This window comes from Microcoleus sp. S13_C3 (genome assembly GCF_036700905.1).
GTDB lineage: Bacteria > Cyanobacteriota > Cyanobacteriia > Cyanobacteriales > Microcoleaceae > Microcoleus.
In genome coordinates, this window is the sequence record NZ_JAUBPT010000030.1 from 1 (window position 1) to 20,479 (window position 20,479).

The window sequence follows — 20,479 nt, forward strand, 5'->3', positions numbered from 1 at the left end:
GTCTTGATGAACGTCTGTTCTGCCACCTCTTGCAGAAAAACCCTCAAAAGAAAAGCAAATATCTGTTGGAACATTGCCGTTCATTCCCAGTAATTGGCACATAGCTTTTAAATCTCTGGAGTTGGGATGGATGTCGCAGCTATGGGCAGCTACAGATCGGCGATGATAGTATTATAGTATGAATGGATTTAGCCTAATAAAAAAAACACAATTATTTGGGATTGTCAACCATAATGCTAATTAAATTTTAAAAAATGCGTGAAGCCAAGCTATCCCGAACGCGCGTGCGAGCCCGTTGCGGTAGGGAAGCGCCCAAAATTTAATAGCCTTCCCCGCAGAACAGTCTTCATCGTTCCATTTGTCCGGCAATTTTTTAATTGAATTTATGTAAAATTCACTTTTGTGGGGGAAAATCTGAAAGTTGTTTGATATCCTTCAACACTATTTGAGGCTTCCCTTTGTACTGTTCTACCTTCCCACTGACATACACATATCCCCGTCCCACACCCGCATAACGCTTCTCGATTAGCCGCTTCAAGGGAGCCATTTCATCAGTTTCAGCATCTGGTATCCACAAATCTAATTTATGATACACCGAACCTGCATAAATTAGAGCGCTGCCGCCGATCCATTTATTAATTCCAGCCTGCAAATCGCAGAAAATAGTAAGAGATTTAGCTTTTTCAGAAGCAGCTAATATTTTCGGGTAGTGCAACCTCAAAGAAAGCGCTCCTGCTGTTGCTTCCGACAACCGAAACTCTTCAACAATCGAGCCTCGCATCGACCACCAAGGCAGTAAATTAGCATAGTTGCGAGAGGGAATTTTGGCATTGACAATCGGATTCCAAATCATCAGATTGTAAGCTTTTGCCGCCGATTCTGCCTCAGTCATTTGTCGATGATACAATCTGGAGCGCCCGTATTTGACAAAGTAGGGACTCCAGCCTTCTTCAATCAGTTTAAGATTGTAATTTTCTCCGTCTTTATGTACGTAACAGAGGAGACGCCCGTAGTTGTCGCGGTGTTTTTCCACCGCAATTTCTATTGGGTCATCTGTATCAAATTCTATGTCAATTTGAGCAAGTCCGCCATCTGCTGTGCCGAAGTATTTTTTAGCCATTTCCGAAGCTGCTTTGCCCGCCGCAGTTACAGGTTTGGAGCCTCCCGGATGACTTTCTTCTGTATCGACGCAAATCAGCCGCAGAGACTCGGTTTTGCCGTTGAGAGAAATTTTGATGCTGTCGCCATCAACTACTTTAGTTATTTGCAGGTTCGGAATTCTGGTTGCCATATTTTCAACCCTGTTGCACTTGAGATTTCATGCAGATATCGGTTGAATCATACACGAGTTCGCTATCAATAGCAACTGTAATTTTTGTGGTTTGTATTAATATTTGTCAACTGTGGCGTATTTTATCAAGTCGGGGAAAAAATCTCGAAAATCTGATTCTAATCGCTGATAGTTAGCTGTCAAATCTTCTATGCCGCTTGCCAAGTTATTTGTCCGCTTGAGTCGCGCCGACATTCTTGTAAGAGTGATGCCGATTTCGGCGATGTCCTGATAAGATGAAAGCAAGTCGCGGGCAATTATTGTTGGCAGTACCCGCTGGAGAGATTCAGGCAATATATCGCGGTTGTCTTGCAGGATTTTATAGACATCCTGAGAAAAATCCCGGAGCGGAATTTCTGAATATTCCAGCCAATTTTTAGCCAAGAAGTGGTCGTAAAACACGTCAATCAAAACTCCAGCAAACCTGCGCCTGTGGGAGCCAACAAGGCTTTTACTCGATCGCACTATTGGGTGAGAGTCGGTGTACCTATCTACTTTGCGGTGCAAATCGATGCCTTTTCTAATTTCATCGGAATAAAGGTTGACAGCCGTTCCTTTGACAAAATCTCCTAAGAGGTTGCCAATCAGGGATTCTGGCGTGCCTTTTGATAAGAATAGATGAGCCAAATAATTCATAGATTATCCATTTTTGTGGATCGAGCTTCAGATTCCCACAGATAGCTATTAATCGCCCTTTCTACATTTGGGTAAAATCTTCTCAAGCTGCCGCGAATAGATTAAGAAGGCGTATGCGGTTGTTAGACTGAGCATCGCATCTTAAGTGAATTTTTAATTACAAGCTTAACATTGTACCTAAATCCATAGCCAAGGGACGAGTAAATTGACCATTTTTCTTAACAACAACTTTACCTTCATACTCTGATAAACTTGATTGTCATTCCCTCGAATACCTTCCAGCTCAGGTATAGCCCGAAAACGCTTGACAACTTTAAGATCAGAATTTTGCTCGTCTATAATTTTGCGAAAAACTTGCTCAGAAGAAACTGCCACATTATCCTCTCGAATCAACTGGTAGATATTTTTCAAGATAACATCATATGCTTTTTTATTCCAACAAAGTACATATAAGTCGATCCAATACATGGGTATATCGCGGCACTGACAATAAAAATCAGAGTCAGAAGGGCGGGTTTTAAGGACATTTTCCAAATTGCGAATAATGTATCTACCAGTAACTTTCCATATGTTTGCTCGCTCTGGCAATTTCTGAATAAGCTGTGAATGCTCCATCACATACTCAATCATCTTAAATTCGCCGTACCCACGACCGTAGCTTGGAGGATAATCTAAGCCTGAGAAAGAAATAAATTCGATTTTATCGATTAGATCGTACTCTAGACAAAGATTTTGCAACTCACTAATATCTGATGCAGAATTATCTGCAAAAACCAAGCCAGAAATTTTCCCATCTACCAAACACGATAAGTAGAACTCCAGAGCTTTTCGGTAGTCATTCAATCGAATTTTTGGGTCGGTTCTTGCAAGTTGTGGGGCATCAAGAGGAGGAGTGATGGTTGCTGTAAGAATCAGCAAGTTTGCTTGTGAATCAGCCATAACTGGTATCTGGTTAACCCAATAATAAAAGATGCCTAGGTAATTTTATTTTATATAAAAAATATATCTCTCCATAAGTTCTTAGATAATAGCACATTATCAAGCAATTGCTGTCGATCGCATTTTAGCAAAAATTCAAGACTTAGGATATGGTCCAGAAATCCGCCATGTCAACTATCCGTCAGGAGTGCACGTCTTAGCAATTCTCAAAGACGAACAGCATTCTGAAGCAGTTGATGATGACTACTTGTTAGAGGATTGGCTACAGGTAAGGTCGCAAATTAACCCAGATGCGGTTCATCTGTGGCGCGGCAAATAAGCTGTTTTTAGTATATCCGTGAATCTGGGATAACAAAAGAGCGATCGCCTAACTGTAGTATGCAGGCGATCGCATCACAAATTTCTTTCAGAAGTAGTGTTGTGGCCTATTGAGAGCTATACTCACCAAATGTTGTCACATACCCCTTAACAGTAACTCCCATATCTAATTCCTCGTGATGAATAAGTAGGTTAGATAATTGGGCAATCAAAAATTCAATCTCGCGACGGTTCTCAAACTGGAGAAAAATGCTGCTACCTTCACCCTTAATAATCACCGTTGGAATATCGCTGTCGTCTAACTGTGAATCAATATCTGGGATTATTTGTCTGATTTGCTCTTCAGTCCACATCTGACTCATTCCTCTATCTCCCGTTCAAAAATACAGCGGTATGACTTACCACTCTTATTGAGAATGACACCGCAGAAAGTGCAGCGCCCCTCGCCTCTTAATTCATTATACTCTGCCAACTCACGGCAGCGACGAATAGCAGCTTGCCGATCGCTAGTAGCAACGATTGTGTCTGCATCAAGCCAAACTTTATTTTCAGGGTTTTCTAACATTCCTACACTCTACATTGCCGTAAATATTGCATCATGGTCAATAAACCCAAAGAAACCCGGTTTCTGGCTATTCTGCAAGATTTCCTTAGCGGGTGACAACGTACCTATAATGCTTGCTGCATAAAAGATAGAGCCAAGAAGCCGCGCTGAAAATAGAGACGTTTATGGGGTTTGAGCGCAATTAGACTTGTTACCCAATCGTTCCATAATTCCATCCCATAGATCCATCGTTGTCCATAGAGGCTCAGACTAAATTCACTTTGGCGTGGGGTTTTGTCTTGATGCTCCTTGATCCGTCCTGCATAAATTTCTACACCTAACTTCTTGAGCCATTGTCCGTGAACCGTCGCCAAACTATAAGCAAGCGCAATCAATAAGACCAAGGATAAAAAGCGAGTTTCATTGACCTTGGTATCTTCTCGCATTATAACCAGCAGTTTTGTAATCTTTGAACATCTGTTCAATGCACCACCGACAACAATAAACATCTAAAGTCAGCTTCAAATTGGGGAGATTTGTCAGAATATACCAAGGTTCTTTTGGTCCGGGGTTACGATATTTTCGTTTCCAATACACAGCCAGATTAAATGGCCCTAAACCGTCTCCTTTATTTCCCAAAATATTCTGATAAAATTTGGACATCCCAGGTTTGAAGCCAAGCTTTTTGAGCACTTGATAGTCTTCACCTAAATTCTCTTGAAATTGGAAGTCTTTTTTCGCTCCGTAGTGCAAAAGATACACCCCTGGCATCAAGCCATGATGCGAGTTTGGGGCTATGAAACTCTCGATCCCCTAAGACTAAGACGGGATAGTTCTTAAACAGAGGAAGGACTATACCTAACAGTCGTTTTTGAGTCTTGAGGTCACTGTTACCTGACTTCTTTAAGAGTTCCCAATATATCGGAAGAGCATGAGTTCCCCAGACCAGACTAACCATAAATATATTGTGTCCTTTCCACTGTGTCCGGTCGATTGCAACAATCCAATAGCCATACTTTTGATGCTTGAGTTTTCGTACACAGCGACGTTGTTCTCGATTTAAACGCTTTCCGGTTTGTTCTTGTCGAATCCAATATTTAATCAGGGGAAACCACAATAGTTTGACGCACAACTGAGGTAACACTAAAAATCGTTGTAAGTTTCGTTTGCGGCTTTGATATTGAATCGGTTGAGGAAAGACACTGGCTAATACGGAGAGCTTGACCTGACGATGAGCCGCTCAGCAATAACAACAGCAGTTGCAAGGTTAAGTATTGGCTTTCATTGAGATGAGGGAGCAGAATTTTTTGGTATAATGGGGGCAACATTTTGTTTTTTGGGGAGCCCGTGTGGCTCCTTATTTTTTTGCCTTACCATTCTCTCAAACCTTTGTCCTGTTTAGACTAGAGGTGCCTTGTCACCCGCTAAGCAAGATTTCAATCGGTGCATCTCATTTTTGCAAATATATTCGTAGGGGTTCTCGGATTCCGGCAGTAAGTCTCTGCTTATAACTAATAAATTATCTGCCGGAATGCGAGATCCCTTACAAAATTGGGATGCACCCGATTTCAATTATACCGAACAATTCAATCACAGATGAACGCTAATGTAATTATATCTGCGTTCATCCGCGTTCATCTGCCTACATCTGCGGTTACAAAATCCCCCTACGCACCTCCCCGCAACTTATCCAAAACAGTCCGATCTTCCAAAGTCGAAGTATCCCCAGAAACCTCTTGTCCCGCCGCCAAAGAACGCAGCAAACGCCGCATAATCTTCCCGCTGCGAGTCTTCGGCAAAGCATCAGTAAATCGAATTTCGCCGGGACGGGCGATCGCCCCAATTTCCTTAACAACGTGCTGCTTCAATTCCTTAGCCAATTCTTCGCTAGGTTGCTGCGAGTTGTCCAGCGTGACAAAAGCCACAATTTCCTCACCTTTAATCTCATCCGGTTTACCAACAACCGCAGCTTCCGCCACGGCTGGATGCGATACCAAAGCTGACTCGACTTCCATTGTGCCGAGTCGGTGTCCGGCCACATTAATTACATCGTCAACGCGGCCCATTACCCAGAAATAACCGTCTTTGTCCTTGTGCGCGCCGTCTCCAGCAAAGTACACAAACTCGCCATCTTTCGGGTGCAAATATTCCCAATAAGTGCGGCGGAAGCGATCGGCATCGTTGTAAAGTGTACGCATCATTCCCGGCCAAGGATGTTTCACCACTAAATAACCGCCACTTTCGTTAGTGACTGGTTCGCCATCTTGGTCAACAACATCGACCACAATTCCGGGGAACGGTAAGGTTGCAGAACCGGGTTTTGTAGGAATTGCACCGGGCAAAGCGGTAATCATAATTCCCCCGGTTTCTGTTTGCCACCAAGTATCGACTATCGGACAATTCGAGTGGCCAATTACTCGTTGATACCACATCCAAGCTTCAGGATTGATCGGTTCACCGACGGTTCCTAACAATCGTAAAGATGACAAATTGCGCGCGTTGGGCAAGTGTTCGCCCATTTTCATGAATGTTCTGATGGCGGTGGGTGCAGTATAGAAAACGGTGACGCCGTATTTTTCAATTACATCCCAAAAACAGCCAGGATTTGAAGGGCGAGGAGCACCTTCATACATTAAACTTGTCGCACCGTTGGACAGCGGCCCGTAGACAATATAACTGTGTCCAGTAATCCAGCCGACATCAGCAGTACACCAGTAAACATCGGTATCTTGGAGGTCGAATATCCATTTGGTTGTCATGTGGGTATAAAGGTTATAACCACCGGTTGTATGGACGACTCCTTTCGGTTTGCCGGTACTGCCACTGGTGTAGAGTACGAACAGCATATCTTCGCTGTCCATCGGTTCGGCGGGACAATTTGCCGATACACCTTTTTGCAAATCGTGCCACCAATGATCGCGCCCGGGTTCCATGTCAATTTTCTGTTTGGTGCGCTGAACTACGAGAACGTTGGTAACGCTGGGTGTGGCATTATTTGCTAATGCTTTGTCTACTTGTGTTTTGAGGCCGACGGCGGTATCTTTGCGGAAGCCACCGTCAGCGGTGATGACGAGTTTTGCTTGGCCGTCGTTGAGTCGATCGCGCAAAGCTTCTGCACTAAAACCGCCAAAAACAACGCTGTGTACTGCACCGATTCTGGCGCAGGCTAGCATGGCGATCGCAGCTTCGGGAATCATCGGCATATAAATGCCGACGCGATCGCCCTTTTGGACTCCCAATTGTTTGATGACGTTCGCCATTTGGCAGACTTCGCGGTGGAGTTGCGCGTAGGTGAGGGTGCGGGAGTCTCCGGGTTCGCCTTCCCAAATCAGGGCGGCTTTATTTTTGCGCCAAGTGGTTAAGTGGCGATCGAGACAATTGTAAGAAATATTAATTTTACCGTTGACAAACCATTTAGCAACAGGCGGCTGCCAGTCGAGCACGGTATCCCAGTTTTGGAACCAGTGCAATTCTTGGGCGGCAAGTTCTGCCCAGAATGCTTGGGGGTCAGCTTTGGCTTTGTCGTAGAGGGCTTGGTACTCTTCTAGGCTTTTGATGTGAGCTTTTTGGGAGAATTCAGCGGGCGGCTGAAATAGCCGTTTTTCATGCAGAATTGATTCGATGGTATCTTGTGACATTGCTGTTAGTTTTTAGTTCAGTTACTCTTTTTAGCTATTGTGTGCATAAGTTGGCACAAAAGTATGTTTATTTTCCTTAAGAGTTGAGGCAATTTGGTCAATATTGGATCTGCATGAGAAATTATAGCACTGGTAAATGGTCTATTCTATCTTGGTACTCATCATCAAACGAGCCTCCATAAATCAGAAGCAGTTCGTCAATGTTTTGACCAATACTCAACTTGGTATTCAGGATAAAAATTCCAGGAATATGGCGATTTTGCTCTAGATGATATGTTAAATGAACAGGCATAGAGCGGCGGTTGTTGGTAACAAGAATGAAATTGTGGATTTCGCACCAAATAAGAATTTCTGGATCGAGAGTCCCTTTAGAAGGTGCTGTTAGTTCTCCCACTGCTAGAACAACCAGATCGGGATTACGCCTGCGAATTTGGCTAGGATAGGCAGGATCGACATTTTCATCAAAGAGATACTGGATTGCCATCAGCCTTTCTCCTTGCATCTCTTTCTGCTCTCAGTTTGCGGAGTTTTTCAGCCACTGGAGGAGGATTGCGACGCTGTTCTTCTCGCATTTTTTCGCCCCATTCCAGCCATTCGGTTATGTATTTACCGACTGCTTCTTTGTTGTGCAGGTAGTACAAAATGGTCGCATAAACTTGTTCCAGGGTGAGCGATGTATAAATGTTAGCGATTTCTTCGGCAGTTCGAGCGCGAAACAGGTATTCATAAAGAATGGTTTCGATGCCGATCCGGGAACCTTTGAGCCGAATATCGTCAGGTCTTAGGAAGTTGAAATAGTCTTCTAGTTGCGTGGTTTGGTGGTTGGCTTCATGAGATTGCTTCTCTTTATTAATGTCTGTTCCTTCGGGAACCAGCACAATTACTTCGGCTCGGCTGTTTCGATATAAATTGAGCGGTTCACCAACGCACAATTGTCCTCGATCGTCGATCGTTGCCATCACTTTAATTGCTTTCATACAATCTACCCGATTTACAGGAGCGATATCTGGTATGATTATATCATAACAAATCCGATGGTAATTCTTTTATAATTGACATTAACAGCAGATCGCACTAAAGCCATGACACAAAATTTAGAAGCAAGTCAACTCTCGCTAAATGACGTTCGCCGCCTTCTCAAATTGGAAAGACAAACAGGAGGAGGTTTTACTGATTTTTTCTCTCTGGAACCTCTGACGGATTTTGAACAGCAGGAATTATTGCAAATCAGCAATGACTTTTGGCGCTATCTAGAAGTGGGAAAGGTTTCTGAAGAATTGGTTAAGTTTTTGTCACTTTCACCGTTAATGAGATTAACGGGATTTTTTAAAGTTCCTGTGGTGCTGACAATGGAAGATAGCATCCCCATCGAGGTTGAGGATGAGGATACTTTAATTAAAGGCCGCTTGGATGTCTTAGCGGTAAATCAGCCGGATGCAGACATAGCGGCGGCACAGTTTTGGATTTTGGTAGTGGAGGCGAAAAATAGTGCGATCGCACCTTTGACTGGTTTGCCGCAACTCCTGACTTATACTTATAAAAGTTTGCAGCAGCAATCGTCGGTTTGGGGATTGACGACGAATGGCGAAAGTTATCGGTTTGTGCGGGTGACGCGGGCAAATCCTTGTACTTATCAGATTTTACCGGAATTGAATTTGATTGACCGAGAGCGATCGCTCTTGTTGGCGCAAGTGTTGAAAGCGATTTGCAAGTTGCAGAATGTGCAGTTGCAGTTGGCTTAATCTCTGCGGTTAAAATCTGTGCTTACCCGTACTGCCTAGACAGATATTCTGTACCAGTTTAGTCCTAATCGCCCTCTATCGTCGATGGCAACCAACTGTTGTGAACTTCTGTTGGGAACTGCTGGGAAATTCAGAAATCAAGATTTGTGAAAAAACTGCAATAGCGAGTGACAAAAGACAAAGTATTCTATACAATAATAAACGGTTAAACCCTACAACTGAAGGTAAGAAAATGTCTGAACTTAGACAAAATCTAATTACCAGAGATTGGGTAATCATCGCCACCGAACGGGCGACAAGACCGGATCAATTCGCTAACAAAAAAAAGTCGGCCGCAGTAGTGCCACCGCACCGCGCCGATTGCCCGTTTTGCGTGGGAAATGAGGAAGACGGAACCTTAGAAACTTGCCGTTTGGGCGATCGCGCTGGCTGGAAAGTCAGGGCAATTTGCAACAAATATCCCGCCCTCTCCCCGACAGCAAAATGGATGAGGATATCATCGGGAATTCACCGCACGATGGCGGGAATCGGCGTTCACGAAGTAATTGTCGAACACCCGCGACACGATTTGACGACAGCTTTGTTGAGTGTTGAAGAAGTTGCCAACATACTTTTAGTATACCGCCAGCGCTATGTAGAAATTAGAAAAAATCCCCACATTGAAACAATTATTATCTTCAAAAATCACGGAGAAACTGCCGGAACTTCTCTCGAACACCCCCACTCGCAGATAGCAGCGACGCCCGTTGTACCCAGCCAATTTCGCAGCCGCATCGACGAAGCTATTAGATATTTTGACGACACGGGAGAATGTCTGTTTTGCCGAACTTTGGAAGATGAATTAGCGGCGAGAGAAAGAGTGATTTGTGAGAGTGAACATTTTGTGGCTTTTATCCCTTACGCTGCACTTTCACCGTTTCACACTTGGATTTTTCCGCGCCGACATTCCTCTTCCTTTGATGAAATTACTGATGCGGAAATTACGGATCTTGCTGATACTTTGAAAACTGTACTGGCTAAGCTTTATTACGGATTGAACAATCCCGATTACAACTATAATATTCGATCGGTGCCGATCGCCGAAGGGGGAACAAAATACTTTCACTGGTATATCGCAATTATTCCCAGAGTCACCAAGCAAGCTGGATTTGAGTTGGGCAGCGGGATGTTTATCAATACTGCTTTGCCCGAAGAAAGTGCGGCGTTTTTGCGATCGATCGAAATTCCTAGCGACAGTAATTTCCCGCCCATCTAAAGTATCCTACATCACAATAGGTCAAATTTACTTCAAATTCGGGTGGAAATGCACGCAGCTACTCCCAGTTGCGAGTCTGTGTTGGGGGAGGAAACTGATATTATTTGAGATTTGAGATTTGAGATTAAAGAATTCGGCATAACGGATGATCTAATGGTTTAGATCATCGGCCTAAAGTTGGATTCTTTTTTAAACTGGTACAACTTACGCTCTCAAGTGATGAACGTACAAATACTTAGGGATTTTACCAAACTCACAATAAACTTTCGACATACTGCCAGCCGTCGTCGCTAAAAGTAGCTCTCAACATATCTCTAATTTTGGCATCGATCGATAAGAGTCCCTCCCCAGAGTCGCCATTCTCCCCGATTTCGCAACTGTCATCAGACATATGTTCTTGGATGAGGGCCAGAGTATCGGCGAAATTAGCCAGAAAATAATGTTCGTGCACCCACGCTGTCGGATCTGGTATTGCTGCACTCCCAAAAGCTCGATCGACTAAATCTTTTTTGGCAACATCGTCAGTCTGGTTTTTCATGTTGAGCTCGATTTAGGTAGAACTGGTAACTTATCCATTTTAAGCTTAATTGTCAACAGGATCGCGATCCTGATCGACCACAGCAGTGACAAATTTGTGTAGTTTGTGCGATCGCGATCCTAATTTTTTGGTCGCTCGCGTGTTATTATGCTCGCTCACACTCCGTGACCAATAATTTTCACCTCTGGTAAAATACACTTGGGCATCATTCCGTGAACTCCTTTTTGAGGATTGTTGACAGCCTGCGTAATCCGAAAATTTACCGCAAGCGAACAGAAAACATAAGCATCTTCCTCTTGGAAACCTGCAAACTTTTGCAGCCAATAAACCGTCTGTTTTACCGCCATATCAAACGCTTCATCTAATGTTCTACCAAATCCCATAATCACAATATGAGTGGGCGTTTCCGCAAACGGAAATATCAGAAATAAATCCTTGCGTAAAATGATTTGAATAGTCCCATTCATCGAAGTTTCAATGGCCGTACCGTCAACTTCACCATCTCCTTGTGCCGAATGTCCGTCGCCAATGGACAGTAAACCGCCGCGCCGAAAAACAGGTAAAAATAACCGCGTTCCTGGTTGGAGTTCCTGATTGTCCATATTGCCGCCGTAGCGCTCTGGAGGAATAGAAGAACGGTTGATTTGTGCATTGGCAACGCCAATAATGCCAAAAAAAGGATGCAGGGGAATCCGAATGCCGCTACCTGCGGGAAATTCAGCAGTTTTTTGCTCTAAATCTAGCGGAATAAACCGCAATTTAGGTTCGGGGAAATACTCAGGCAAAGCTCCCCATCCGGCGCGAATTGCATTAAATCCTACGGGCAAACTTGGGTAAACATCCTCAATGTGAATTTCTAAAACGTCTCCCGGTTCGGCATTGTTAACATAAATGGGGCCTGTCAGCAAGTGGGGCCCCGGCCCAACTTTGCGGTTGGGAGGCAAATTCTGACAAATATCTAAAAATTCCGGCGTCAGAAATTCCGGCGGGGCCTTGTCAGCAACATAATATCCTGAATAGGTTTCGATATCGATGCGATCGCCCGAATCGACAGTTAAAGCAGGTTCGATATTCGGAGAAAAACCGCCCAAGTGTACGGTTTTGCAGTTGGCTTTGAGAAGGTGGCGGGTCATGGGATTTTAGATTTTAGATTTTAGATTGAAGAAAGGGTGTTAAGAATGTTATATCGCAAGTTTTAATCATTTTTGAGAATTTTTTTTAATGAACCACAGAGGGCGCAGAGGGCGCAGAGAAAGAGAATGGAGAGATATAGCCTTTCTCAGTAACATGAGGTGTTTTTGGGCATGGGGCATGGGGCATTGGCCAAAGAGGAAGATTACCTTACTTTCCTGAGAACCGCTATAAGAAGATTTATAAAAATGGTGGAGGTTTCTTTTATCGGAGATATTATACTAATTTCTTAACTTGTTGATAACCTGGGTAGTTTAAAATTTAAAGTGGGTGTCGCGGGTTTATATGTATTGGGGTGGGGAGTTCTATGAAAGCTGGTGAAACCCGCCCTTCCACACTAATGACTAATGGATTATGTTAACACCATTGCCCAACCAAGTAGGAAATCCCAAAGGTTATTCTCGGAATCCCTGTTTTTTTGCTGTTGTGATTTTGATTGTCCTATTGCTAGGTTTCATTATGCCATCTAACCTCAACGAACCTGAGCTTTTAACCGATCCATTTCTGCAACTCCCAACAGAAAACTCGGTGCGAGTTGTCTGGTTTACCGAGTTTCCTGGTACTCGCAACACTGTTGCTTATGGCGAAAATTTGAATCAAGTTGTGACGGCAAATACTACTAAGCTAAGCCGCACTCGCGAAGACAAAGACTCGCGCATTTCCGATGAAATGAAACAAAGCATCATTGACAGCAATCCAATTGTCCGCGACATCTGGCGCCACGAAGCAGAAGTCCCCAATTTAATGCCCGATGTTCGCATTCCTTATCGAGTCACTAGCGAAAGGAAAGACGGCGCATCTGTCAGCAGCAAAATTTTCACTCTTTCTCCCACACCAGCAGCAGGAATGCCGCTCAAAATTCTCCTCACTTCCGACCATCAATTGATGCCTATGACAGCAGCAAATCTCCAGAAAGTAGCCGAAACAATTGGGAGAGTTGACGGGGTTTTCATGGCAGGGGATTTAATTAATATACCCGATCGCGCTTCTGAATGGTTCGACGACGACCGAGGCCGCGCCTTCTTTCCCGCTATGCAAGGTCGCGCATTTTCCGAACTCGACAAAAACGGCATCAAAACCGTTTACAGCGGCGGCGAACTGATCCAACACGCGCCTTTATTTCCCGCCCTTGGCAATCACGAAATCATGGGTCGCTTTGCAACTAACAGCAAACTTAATGACCAATTTAATGATCCTTTTCCCCGCGCTGCTGCCGAGAAAATATACGCTCAACGTGCTGCCTCTTTGAATCCTAATAATGACCCTTCAGTGCTGGAAATCTGGCTAAAAAACAATAGTTTTAATAGCGATACCTATGACGAAGTTTTTAATTCACCGGGAGATAAAAATTACTATGCTGTGACTTTTGGGGACGTGCGGTTAGTGACTTTGTACGTTGCGAATATCTGGCGGACTCCGAATTTAGATCCGGGTGCGAGAGGCAGGTATCGCGAACGGGACGCAGATTTTAATAATCCCGAAAAATGGGGATACGGACAGCATATTTTTGAGCCTATTGTCAAGGGCAGCGCTCAATATAATTGGCTGCAACAAGAGTTAAAGACTTCGGAATTCCAGCAGGCAAAATATAAAATTGTGATGTTTCACTACCCGCCACATTCTCTGGGTGACAATATTGTACCTGCTTATACTGATCCAGTGCAAATAGTCGATCGCGCTCTCGATGGCGAGATTAAAATGGTGCGTTACGAGTATCCGAAACAGCAAGATTATCTGATTCGGGATGTAGTGCCGCTGCTAGAAACAGCGGGGGTGCAGTTGGTATTTTACGGGCATTCGCACTTGTGGAATCGGTTTGTAAGTTCCAGTGGAATGCACTTTTTGGAGACTTCTAATGTGGGCAACAGTTACGGTGCTTTTGTGGGGGAAAAGCGCCGATTTGTGCCGCCGGGATATCGGGAAGATTACAGCGCAATTGGAGACCCGAACGGGTTGGAACCTGTGGTGCCGACTGTTGCGCCTTTGTTGGGAGAAGACGGGCGGCCGCTGCCGTATATTGATAGCAATGATATTACTGCTTTTACTATTTTTGATACGGGGGAGGGTAGGGTTAGCAGCTACTATTTTGATACGCGGAAACCCGAATCGGAAGTGGTGAAGTTTGATGAGTTTAAGTTGAAAAATTCGCCATCTAGCTTAAAAATCCGTAAAAATTAAAAACGCTCGTTTTCATAATCGATAAATTAGTTACTGCTATGATAACTTAACGCTTCTGACTTCTGCTATACTTAGGTATACTGCATCCAAATTAAACTTACCCAATAGTAGAGCGCGGTCATGCCTGAACTAAACCTCTTAGAAAAACAAGAAGAAGTAAGCTTTGATGAGGAAGATGAAGCTCTAGATTATGAGCTTGAATCTAATGGTAATCCCAAATCAGTATTAGACGAAATTTCCGAAATAATTGTAGCTGGAAATGACTGGACGACAGCCACCATACTCGATCAACTTGTTCGTGACAATATTCAACTTAATCCAAGATTTCAAAGACGAGATGCTTGGGATATAACTCGCAAAAGCAGGTTTATTGAATCTATTTTTCTAGGATTTCCCATTCCAGATATAGTTTTGGCTTCTCAAGATAAAAAACGCGGAAAATTTGTAGTTCTTGACGGCAAGCAACGCTTGCTTACGATTCTGCAATTTTATGGAAGGAGCGAAAGTCCCAACGATAGTTTTGCTTTGAAAAACTTAGAATTTAGACCTGAACTCAATGGTTGTACGCATGAGGCTCTAAAAAACGATCTTCTCCATAGTTCTGTACTTGATGCACTGGATAATCAAACTCTTCGTACTACATTGATTCGGAATTGGCATACAGAAAGTTTACTCTACAAAATTTTTCTCCGTCTGAATTTAGAAAATACTCCGCTATCTCCACAAGAACTCAGGCAAGCATTGCATCCAGGTGATTTCATCAATTTTTTAGATGACGAATCAATTAAAAATCAGGCTTTAAGAAAAATACTTAAATCCCAAAATCCCGATCCTCGGATGCGCGATGTCGAATTATTACTGCGATATGTAGGATTCCATCATTTTTTATCCGATTATCGCGGTAATCTTAAAGTGTTCCTGGATATGACTTGCAAAAAGCTCAACAAGGATTGGAAAGAGAAAGAAACTGAGGTCAGATATACAGTTAGCCAATTTGAAAATGCAGTGCAAACAACCACTACAATATTTGGAGAAGCAAATATATTTCGTGTGTGGTTGAGTAGTTCTAATACTTACCGAGGCAAGTTTAATCGAGCTATTTTAGATGTAATGGTTTTTTATTTTTCAGATCCAGTTATTAGTGAAGTTGCTGAGAAGAATCCGGCGGGTGTGCAAAAAGCTTTTAAAGAGTTATGTTCATCATCTAATAGCGAATTCAGAGAAGCTGTTGAGAAAAGCACAACTAGCATTCGCGAAACTCATACTCGTCTCTCACTGTGGGGCAAAGCTTTGTTAAAGGTTTTGGATGTAGAGTTTAATGTACCTGAACTCGTAGATAACCATATTATCTTTAACGGTTTGAGGTAAGTTATTAAGAGGTATGCCAAAATCCGTTAGATTTCGTACTCTAACCCAGCAGTTAAATAGGTAAAAAAAACAATTTTTTCCTAAGATTAATCCTCTAGGTTCATATTCCGAGTGGCAGCTAGCCTTAACTCTTGCCTACAGAGTTTTAGTTCATGCCGAAATTGAGGCTTATTTTGAGGACAGAGTTTGGGAAGTAGCCCTTAATGCTAAAAAGAATTGGGATAGTCAGGGTAAGACTTGCCGTACTTTAATCTGCTTGCTTGGCTTTTCTGGTCAAATGATGGAAGCAGCACCAGATACACTGACTCCAACTAAGGGAAGTAAAGCTTTGCCACCGGAAAAAATAAAAGTCAACAAAAAAATAGATTTAGCTATTAATAGTTTTAAGCGAAGCATTGACCAGAATCATGGCATCAAAGAAGCTAATCTTCTGGCGTTGCTTTTGCCAATAGGAATAGATACCGATGATTTAGATTCTGTTTGGCTGGCTACCATGAATACGTTTGGGGAAGAAAGAGGTGTGGCGGCCCATACTTCAGCTACATCCCCGAAAACTATTAGAAGCATAAATCCTATAAATGAACTGCAGAGGGTAGAGCAAATTATTCAAGAACTTTTGAGGGTGGATGAGCTGATTAATAATTTAATGAGATAAATGAATAAACCGACACCAATTGTCAAGAGTTTAATCTTTTTGGTAGGCTTCTAGCCGGAACGGGCAAGATGCCCGTTCCACAATACTTTATTTTTTTGTTGCACAGGCATCTTGCCTGTGCTCAAACAGCTTATTCAGAATGGTGCAAAATTTCCGATTAAACTTTCTCTTTCGCCGGTGGAACCAAACCAGTTTTATTCAAACCCGCATCAATCTGCCTGAGCAATTTAAAATCATCTTCGGGTAAAGAATTAACAGGCGAGTGTTTTTCCAGAAACGAGAATGCTTGGCGAAATTCACGCGGCCGGGAGTCGATCGCACCATCGAAGTGACAAGGTACAATTTTTTCAAAGTCCCAACTCGCCACTTGATCCACCCAATCGAGAGTTTCCCTCGGCGCGCGGTTGAGAATCCAAGTCTGCAAAATCGGCGCGACAAACAACCGCCCCCCTCCCCGCAAAGCCTCAAAAGATCGCACCCAATCTGTTTTCCACTTGAACGGATACAACCCGAAATAAGCTTTTCTAGAGCGTTCCGGCGCTTTGCGTGCGCTGGCAAATACCTCCGACCACGGCGGCACTTCCAGCACGCTGGGGCTAAAATACATGGCAAATAAGGCGATTCTCTGCCACCCTTTGCGCCGATTTTCGTGGGTGTCTGCCACCGTGTCCGAGGCGCTGTCTTTGGCGTGAAATAGCAGCGGGTACGAGTCGAGTTGGACGATCGCGGGCGGATTTTCGGGAATGGAAACTATGGAATCTGTTAACATCAGCGTGCGCGATCGTCTGTGAAATAACGCAACTTCTGCAAATTTGCCCAAACCAAGGTCAAGGGGGCCGAGAATTGCCCAGTCAAATTGATCGGCTAAGGGGGTGTTGCTGCTGTCAAAGGGCAGTACAGAGGTGCGTTTCGCGGGCAAACCCAGCCAACTCAGCGGCAAATTCACCGGGAAACTCCACTGCTGCGGGGCGACAAACACCTGCGCTTCGGGAAAACACCTCGCAAAGGGGCCGACAAAAACTTTGTGTTCGATGCCCGAAACCGTTGTCAGCAGGATGTACTTCACCTCGCCGTGCTCTGCTACTAACTCTTTTACCAAGCGGATGCACTCAGGAGTCGGTGCAACCGGGGCGTAGACGAGAAGGCCTTCAGGTTCTAGTTTAATTACTGTCATCCGAATCGGGACGACAACGTAAAAAATGCCTTGTAGTTGGTCAAAAGTCCAGATTGTGTCCTTGACTATTTCCTTGCGGATGGTGCGCCGCTTGCTGTAGGGATAGAGGGGGACAACTGGCCAAAAGGCCCAAGAATAGTCCCGATAATCAATCTGTGCTGATGTTGGTATGCCTTCGCCCTCTGCCACTGGTGCGACTCCTTGCCGATTTTTTTGTACGTGCGTGCGATCGAACTGTTTTTATCTTATTTCAATCTTGTGGCGCGGATTCGAGGAGTTGAAAAGGGGTTATGGGCGATTCCCTACGGGATAGCTGCGCTTTACGGGCTTTTGGAATACTCAAGCAAGAATTACGGATGGGGGCTAGAAACCCGGTTTCTACGAGTTTTGGAACGTGTCACGAGAAATAGAAGAGACTTCTTGCAAAAGTCCTTTTAAGCAAATTTTCGGACGGGCAAGATGCCCATCCCACAAGAGAAAAAACTTTTTGTGGGATGGGCATCTTGCCCGTCCCAGCTATTTTTGCAAGAGGTCTAAGGAAGAAACCGGGTTTCACGAGGCCTGGGTGCGAGAACTATTAAGCCAACTGTTCAGGATCGATGCCTAACTCCCGCAACCGCGCCGCTAGTCTTTCCTCTCGCTGTTGAGATTCTGTCAGTTGCTGTTGAGATTCTGTCAGTTGCTGTTGAGCTTCAATTACTTGCTGTTGAGATTCTATCAGTTGCCGTTCCGCCGCCGTTGCTCTTTCACCCGGACTCAAAATCAACCCTCCTTGGGCCGTAAACCACCGCAACCACAACCGATTCATACTCTTATAAGTGCCTTGCCACCAACCTAAACTCAACTGCAACTCAGGAATAAATAACCGCCCATCAATTAATTCTGCCGGTTCATAGTGACCTCCTACAAGATGAAAAGCTCGCAATTCATCCGTGTAGCGACTGAACACAAAATAGTAAGGAATCCGCAAAATTTGTTCATAAACTTGCCACTTAGTCGGCGGTTCCCCAGCTTGCTGAACAGTCCGCCCTAAATCTTCATCTTCAGTGCCCGGCGATAGCAATTCCACCACCACAAACGGATTTACCCGTTCTTGCCAAACTACATAACTCAAACGCATATCGCGCCCTTGATAAAGCCTTGGCACACCCACCGCAGCAAACCAATCCGGGCGTTTATGCCAGCGCGGTTGTGTTGCATCGTAATACAAATTTAGGTCACTGGCTGTAAAGACTTGTTCGGCATCCCATCCCGGCGGCAAAAACGTGAATTCCAAGAGTTGCGGCTGATCTAAATGAAATGTATCTGGCAAACCGGGCTCCTTTGGGTCTTCGCTAGGTAAATCATACATTGTTGGCAAACTCTGTCGGGGGTCTAAAGGCGGTTCAGCTTGAGCAGGCGGGTAAGTCGGGAATGTCATAATCAATTCTGAGGTTGCTTATCCTGATATGATTATAACCTTGTGAGAATGTCTTGCATTTCCAAAGAATTCCCATTAACTCTCAATCTCAAATCTCAAATCAAAACTCCAAAATCGATATGACTCAAAACTACCGCATCACTCTTTTACCAGGAGACGGCATCGGCCCTGAAATTATCGCTGTGGCGGTAGATGTCCTGAAACTTGTCGGTCAACAATTGGACATCGGCTTTGAATTTCAAGAAGCTTTAATGGGCGGCGCTGCTATTGATGCAACAGGCAATCCGCTGCCAGAAGAAACACTGGAAAAATGCCGCAACTGCGATGCAGTATTGTTAGCAGCCATTGGCGGTTACAAGTGGGATAATTTGCCCCGCGAACAGCGCCCCGAAACGGGATTATTAGGACTGCGCGCCGGATTGGGATTGTTTGCAAATTTGCGTCCGGCGACTATTTTACCGCAATTGGTTGATGCTTCTAGCTTGAAACGGGAAGTTGTCGAAGGCGTGGATATTATGGTCATCCGCGAACTCACAGGCGGCATTTATTTCGGCAAACCGAAAGGTATTTTTGAGACGGAAACAGGCGAAAAACGCGGCGTCAATACGATGGCTTACACCGAGTCGGAAATTGATAGAATCGGGCGAGTCGCTTTTGAGACGGCCAGGAAGCGGAGCAAAAGGCTGTGTTCCGTTGATAAAGCGAATGTTTTGGACGTTTCGCAACTGTGGCGCGATCGTATTATTGCCCTTTCTGCAGAATACCCTGATGTCGAACTTTCTCACCTCTATGTTGACAACGCAGCCATGCAGTTAATTCGCTGGCCGAAACAGTTCGATACAATTGTCACGGGCAATTTATTCGGCGACATTCTTTCCGATGCGGCGGCGATGCTAACTGGTAGTATTGGGATGCTGCCTTCTGCTAGTTTGGGAGCAAGCGGGCCGGGAGTTTTTGAACCCGTGCACGGTTCCGCACCCGACATCGCGGGACAAGATAAAGCAAATCCCATCGCGCAAGTTTTGAGTGCGGCAATGATGCTGCGCTACGCCTTAAATCAGCCGGAAGCTGCTAATAAAATCGAGCAAGCAGTTGTCGAAGTTTTGGATCGAGGATATCGCACTGGGGATATCATGTCGGAAGGCATGAAACTCGTCGGCTGTCGGGCAATGGGCGATGCTTTAATTGAAGTTTTGCAAGGTTGATTAATGGTCTGGTATGGGCGGGTTTTACCAATAATATTCGACGCACACGCACAATCTCATAAACCCGCCCCCACACAACTAATAACCTATATCAACCTTGACTTTGATCGCAGGGAAAAAGGTACATTGAGGCTTACCGTTGAGAGGGGGCGGGTTTATAGGATTATTAATTTTTGGCGATTATGGTTGGTAAAACCCGCCCCTACAGGAATTGGGGTTTAATGTGCCGCAGTACATTGAGGCTTACCGTTGGGTTGGGGCGGGTTTATAAGATTATTAATTTTTGGCGATTATGGTTGGTAAAACCCGCCCCTACAGGAATTGGGGTTTAATGTGCCGCAGTACATT

General features: G+C 44.4%; 20 protein-coding genes and 1 pseudogene. 7 read left to right on the plus strand and 14 right to left on the minus strand.

The annotated features are described in order from the left end of the window. The 4 genes from QUA16_RS11030 to QUA16_RS11045 all read right to left on the minus strand — a co-directional run. A partial coding sequence (locus QUA16_RS11030; RefSeq protein WP_333104273.1) for a class II glutamine amidotransferase occupies window positions 1-102 on the minus strand: 102 nt, incomplete at its 3' end. A 292-nt stretch (window positions 103-394) separates the two neighbouring features. Next, window positions 395-1,291 (minus strand): thermonuclease family protein, encoded by an 897-nt coding sequence (locus QUA16_RS11035; RefSeq protein ID WP_333104269.1) that lies wholly within the window; start codon window positions 1,289-1,291, stop codon window positions 395-397. A gap of 96 nt (window positions 1,292-1,387) precedes the next feature. Further along, window positions 1,388-1,966 carry an ACP phosphodiesterase gene (locus QUA16_RS11040; protein ID WP_333104268.1) on the minus strand — a complete coding sequence of 193 codons (579 nt, stop codon included), beginning with the start codon at window positions 1,964-1,966 and terminating at the stop codon, window positions 1,388-1,390. 177 nt (window positions 1,967-2,143) lie between these two features. Beyond that, the gene (locus QUA16_RS11045) at window positions 2,144-2,905 is read right to left on the minus strand and encodes a hypothetical protein (protein ID WP_333104266.1); all 762 of its coding nucleotides are present in this window, start codon (window positions 2,903-2,905) and stop codon (window positions 2,144-2,146) included. Between the two features lie 187 nt (window positions 2,906-3,092). Here QUA16_RS11045 and QUA16_RS11050 point away from each other — a divergent pair, with 187 nt between their 5' ends. Further along, window positions 3,093-3,224 (plus strand): hypothetical protein, encoded by a 132-nt coding sequence (locus QUA16_RS11050; protein WP_333104264.1) that lies wholly within the window; start codon window positions 3,093-3,095, stop codon window positions 3,222-3,224. 106 nt (window positions 3,225-3,330) lie between these two features. On the opposite strand, the gene QUA16_RS11055 is transcribed toward QUA16_RS11050, so the two are convergent. From QUA16_RS11055 to QUA16_RS11080, 6 genes and pseudogenes are all read right to left on the minus strand, one after another. Then, window positions 3,331-3,585, minus strand: a complete 255-nt coding sequence (locus QUA16_RS11055) for a hypothetical protein (protein WP_333104263.1) — start codon at window positions 3,583-3,585, stop codon at window positions 3,331-3,333. Then, window positions 3,582-3,788: a hypothetical protein gene (locus QUA16_RS11060; protein ID WP_333104262.1), complete on the minus strand. Its 207-nt coding sequence runs from the start codon at window positions 3,786-3,788 to the stop codon at window positions 3,582-3,584. Before QUA16_RS11060 ends, QUA16_RS11055 begins: the two co-directional genes overlap by 4 nt. Before the next feature lie 104 nt (window positions 3,789-3,892). Beyond that, window positions 3,893-5,095, minus strand: a pseudogene (locus QUA16_RS11065) (IS4 family transposase). Between the two features lie 339 nt (window positions 5,096-5,434). Beyond that, window positions 5,435-7,405: an acetate--CoA ligase gene (gene acs, locus QUA16_RS11070; protein WP_333104261.1), complete on the minus strand. Its 1,971-nt coding sequence runs from the start codon at window positions 7,403-7,405 to the stop codon at window positions 5,435-5,437. A 121-nt stretch (window positions 7,406-7,526) separates the two neighbouring features. Continuing rightward, window positions 7,527-7,889 carry a DUF5615 family PIN-like protein gene (locus QUA16_RS11075; RefSeq protein ID WP_333104260.1) on the minus strand — a complete coding sequence of 121 codons (363 nt, stop codon included), beginning with the start codon at window positions 7,887-7,889 and terminating at the stop codon, window positions 7,527-7,529. Next, on the minus strand, window positions 7,867-8,382 hold the full coding sequence (locus QUA16_RS11080; RefSeq protein ID WP_445252161.1) for a DUF433 domain-containing protein: 516 nt from the start codon (window positions 8,380-8,382) through the stop codon (window positions 7,867-7,869). The genes QUA16_RS11075 and QUA16_RS11080 overlap by 23 nt, the downstream gene beginning before the upstream one ends. A 105-nt stretch (window positions 8,383-8,487) precedes the next feature. On the opposite strand from QUA16_RS11080, the gene QUA16_RS11085 reads away from it, so the two are divergent. Beyond that, window positions 8,488-9,147: a restriction endonuclease subunit R gene (locus QUA16_RS11085; protein WP_333181134.1), complete on the plus strand. Its 660-nt coding sequence runs from the start codon at window positions 8,488-8,490 to the stop codon at window positions 9,145-9,147. Window positions 9,148-9,379: 232 nt separating this feature from the next. Further along, window positions 9,380-10,402 (plus strand): galactose-1-phosphate uridylyltransferase, encoded by a 1,023-nt coding sequence (galT, locus tag QUA16_RS11090; protein WP_333104258.1) that lies wholly within the window; start codon window positions 9,380-9,382, stop codon window positions 10,400-10,402. 253 nt (window positions 10,403-10,655) lie between these two features. On the opposite strand, the gene QUA16_RS11095 is transcribed toward galT, so the two are convergent. Together QUA16_RS11095 and QUA16_RS11100 are read right to left on the minus strand one after the other, a co-directional pair. Beyond that, window positions 10,656-10,940, minus strand: a complete 285-nt coding sequence (locus QUA16_RS11095; protein WP_333104256.1) for a hypothetical protein — start codon at window positions 10,938-10,940, stop codon at window positions 10,656-10,658. A 155-nt stretch (window positions 10,941-11,095) separates the two neighbouring features. Continuing rightward, window positions 11,096-12,073, minus strand: a complete 978-nt coding sequence (locus tag QUA16_RS11100; protein ID WP_333104255.1) for an acetamidase/formamidase family protein — start codon at window positions 12,071-12,073, stop codon at window positions 11,096-11,098. A 412-nt stretch (window positions 12,074-12,485) separates the two neighbouring features. On the opposite strand from QUA16_RS11100, the gene QUA16_RS11105 reads away from it, so the two are divergent. The 3 genes from QUA16_RS11105 to QUA16_RS11115 all read left to right on the plus strand — a co-directional run bounded on the left by QUA16_RS11105 (window position 12,486) and on the right by QUA16_RS11115 (window position 16,332). Then, window positions 12,486-14,309 (plus strand): metallophosphoesterase family protein, encoded by a 1,824-nt coding sequence (locus tag QUA16_RS11105; protein ID WP_333104254.1) that lies wholly within the window; start codon window positions 12,486-12,488, stop codon window positions 14,307-14,309. A 120-nt stretch (window positions 14,310-14,429) separates the two neighbouring features. Beyond that, window positions 14,430-15,677 carry a DUF262 domain-containing protein gene (locus tag QUA16_RS11110; protein ID WP_333104253.1) on the plus strand — a complete coding sequence of 416 codons (1,248 nt, stop codon included), beginning with the start codon at window positions 14,430-14,432 and terminating at the stop codon, window positions 15,675-15,677. A gap of 85 nt (window positions 15,678-15,762) precedes the next feature. Then, window positions 15,763-16,332, plus strand: a complete 570-nt coding sequence (locus QUA16_RS11115) for a HEPN domain-containing protein (RefSeq protein WP_333104271.1) — start codon at window positions 15,763-15,765, stop codon at window positions 16,330-16,332. A 157-nt stretch (window positions 16,333-16,489) separates the two neighbouring features. Here QUA16_RS11115 and QUA16_RS11120 read toward each other — a convergent pair whose 3' ends face one another. Further along, window positions 16,490-17,695, minus strand: a complete 1,206-nt coding sequence (locus QUA16_RS11120; protein ID WP_333104252.1) for a DUF4336 domain-containing protein — start codon at window positions 17,693-17,695, stop codon at window positions 16,490-16,492. A 388-nt stretch (window positions 17,696-18,083) separates the two neighbouring features. Then, complete coding sequence (locus QUA16_RS11125; RefSeq protein ID WP_333104251.1) at window positions 18,084-18,926, minus strand: Uma2 family endonuclease; 843 nt, start codon at window positions 18,924-18,926, stop codon at window positions 18,084-18,086. A 119-nt stretch (window positions 18,927-19,045) separates the two neighbouring features. On the opposite strand from QUA16_RS11125, the gene leuB reads away from it, so the two are divergent. Further along, a complete protein-coding gene (gene leuB / locus QUA16_RS11130; protein WP_333104250.1) occupies window positions 19,046-20,131 on the plus strand; it encodes a 3-isopropylmalate dehydrogenase in 1,086 nt (361 codons plus the stop codon). The last annotated feature ends 348 nt before the right edge of the window (window positions 20,132-20,479 follow it).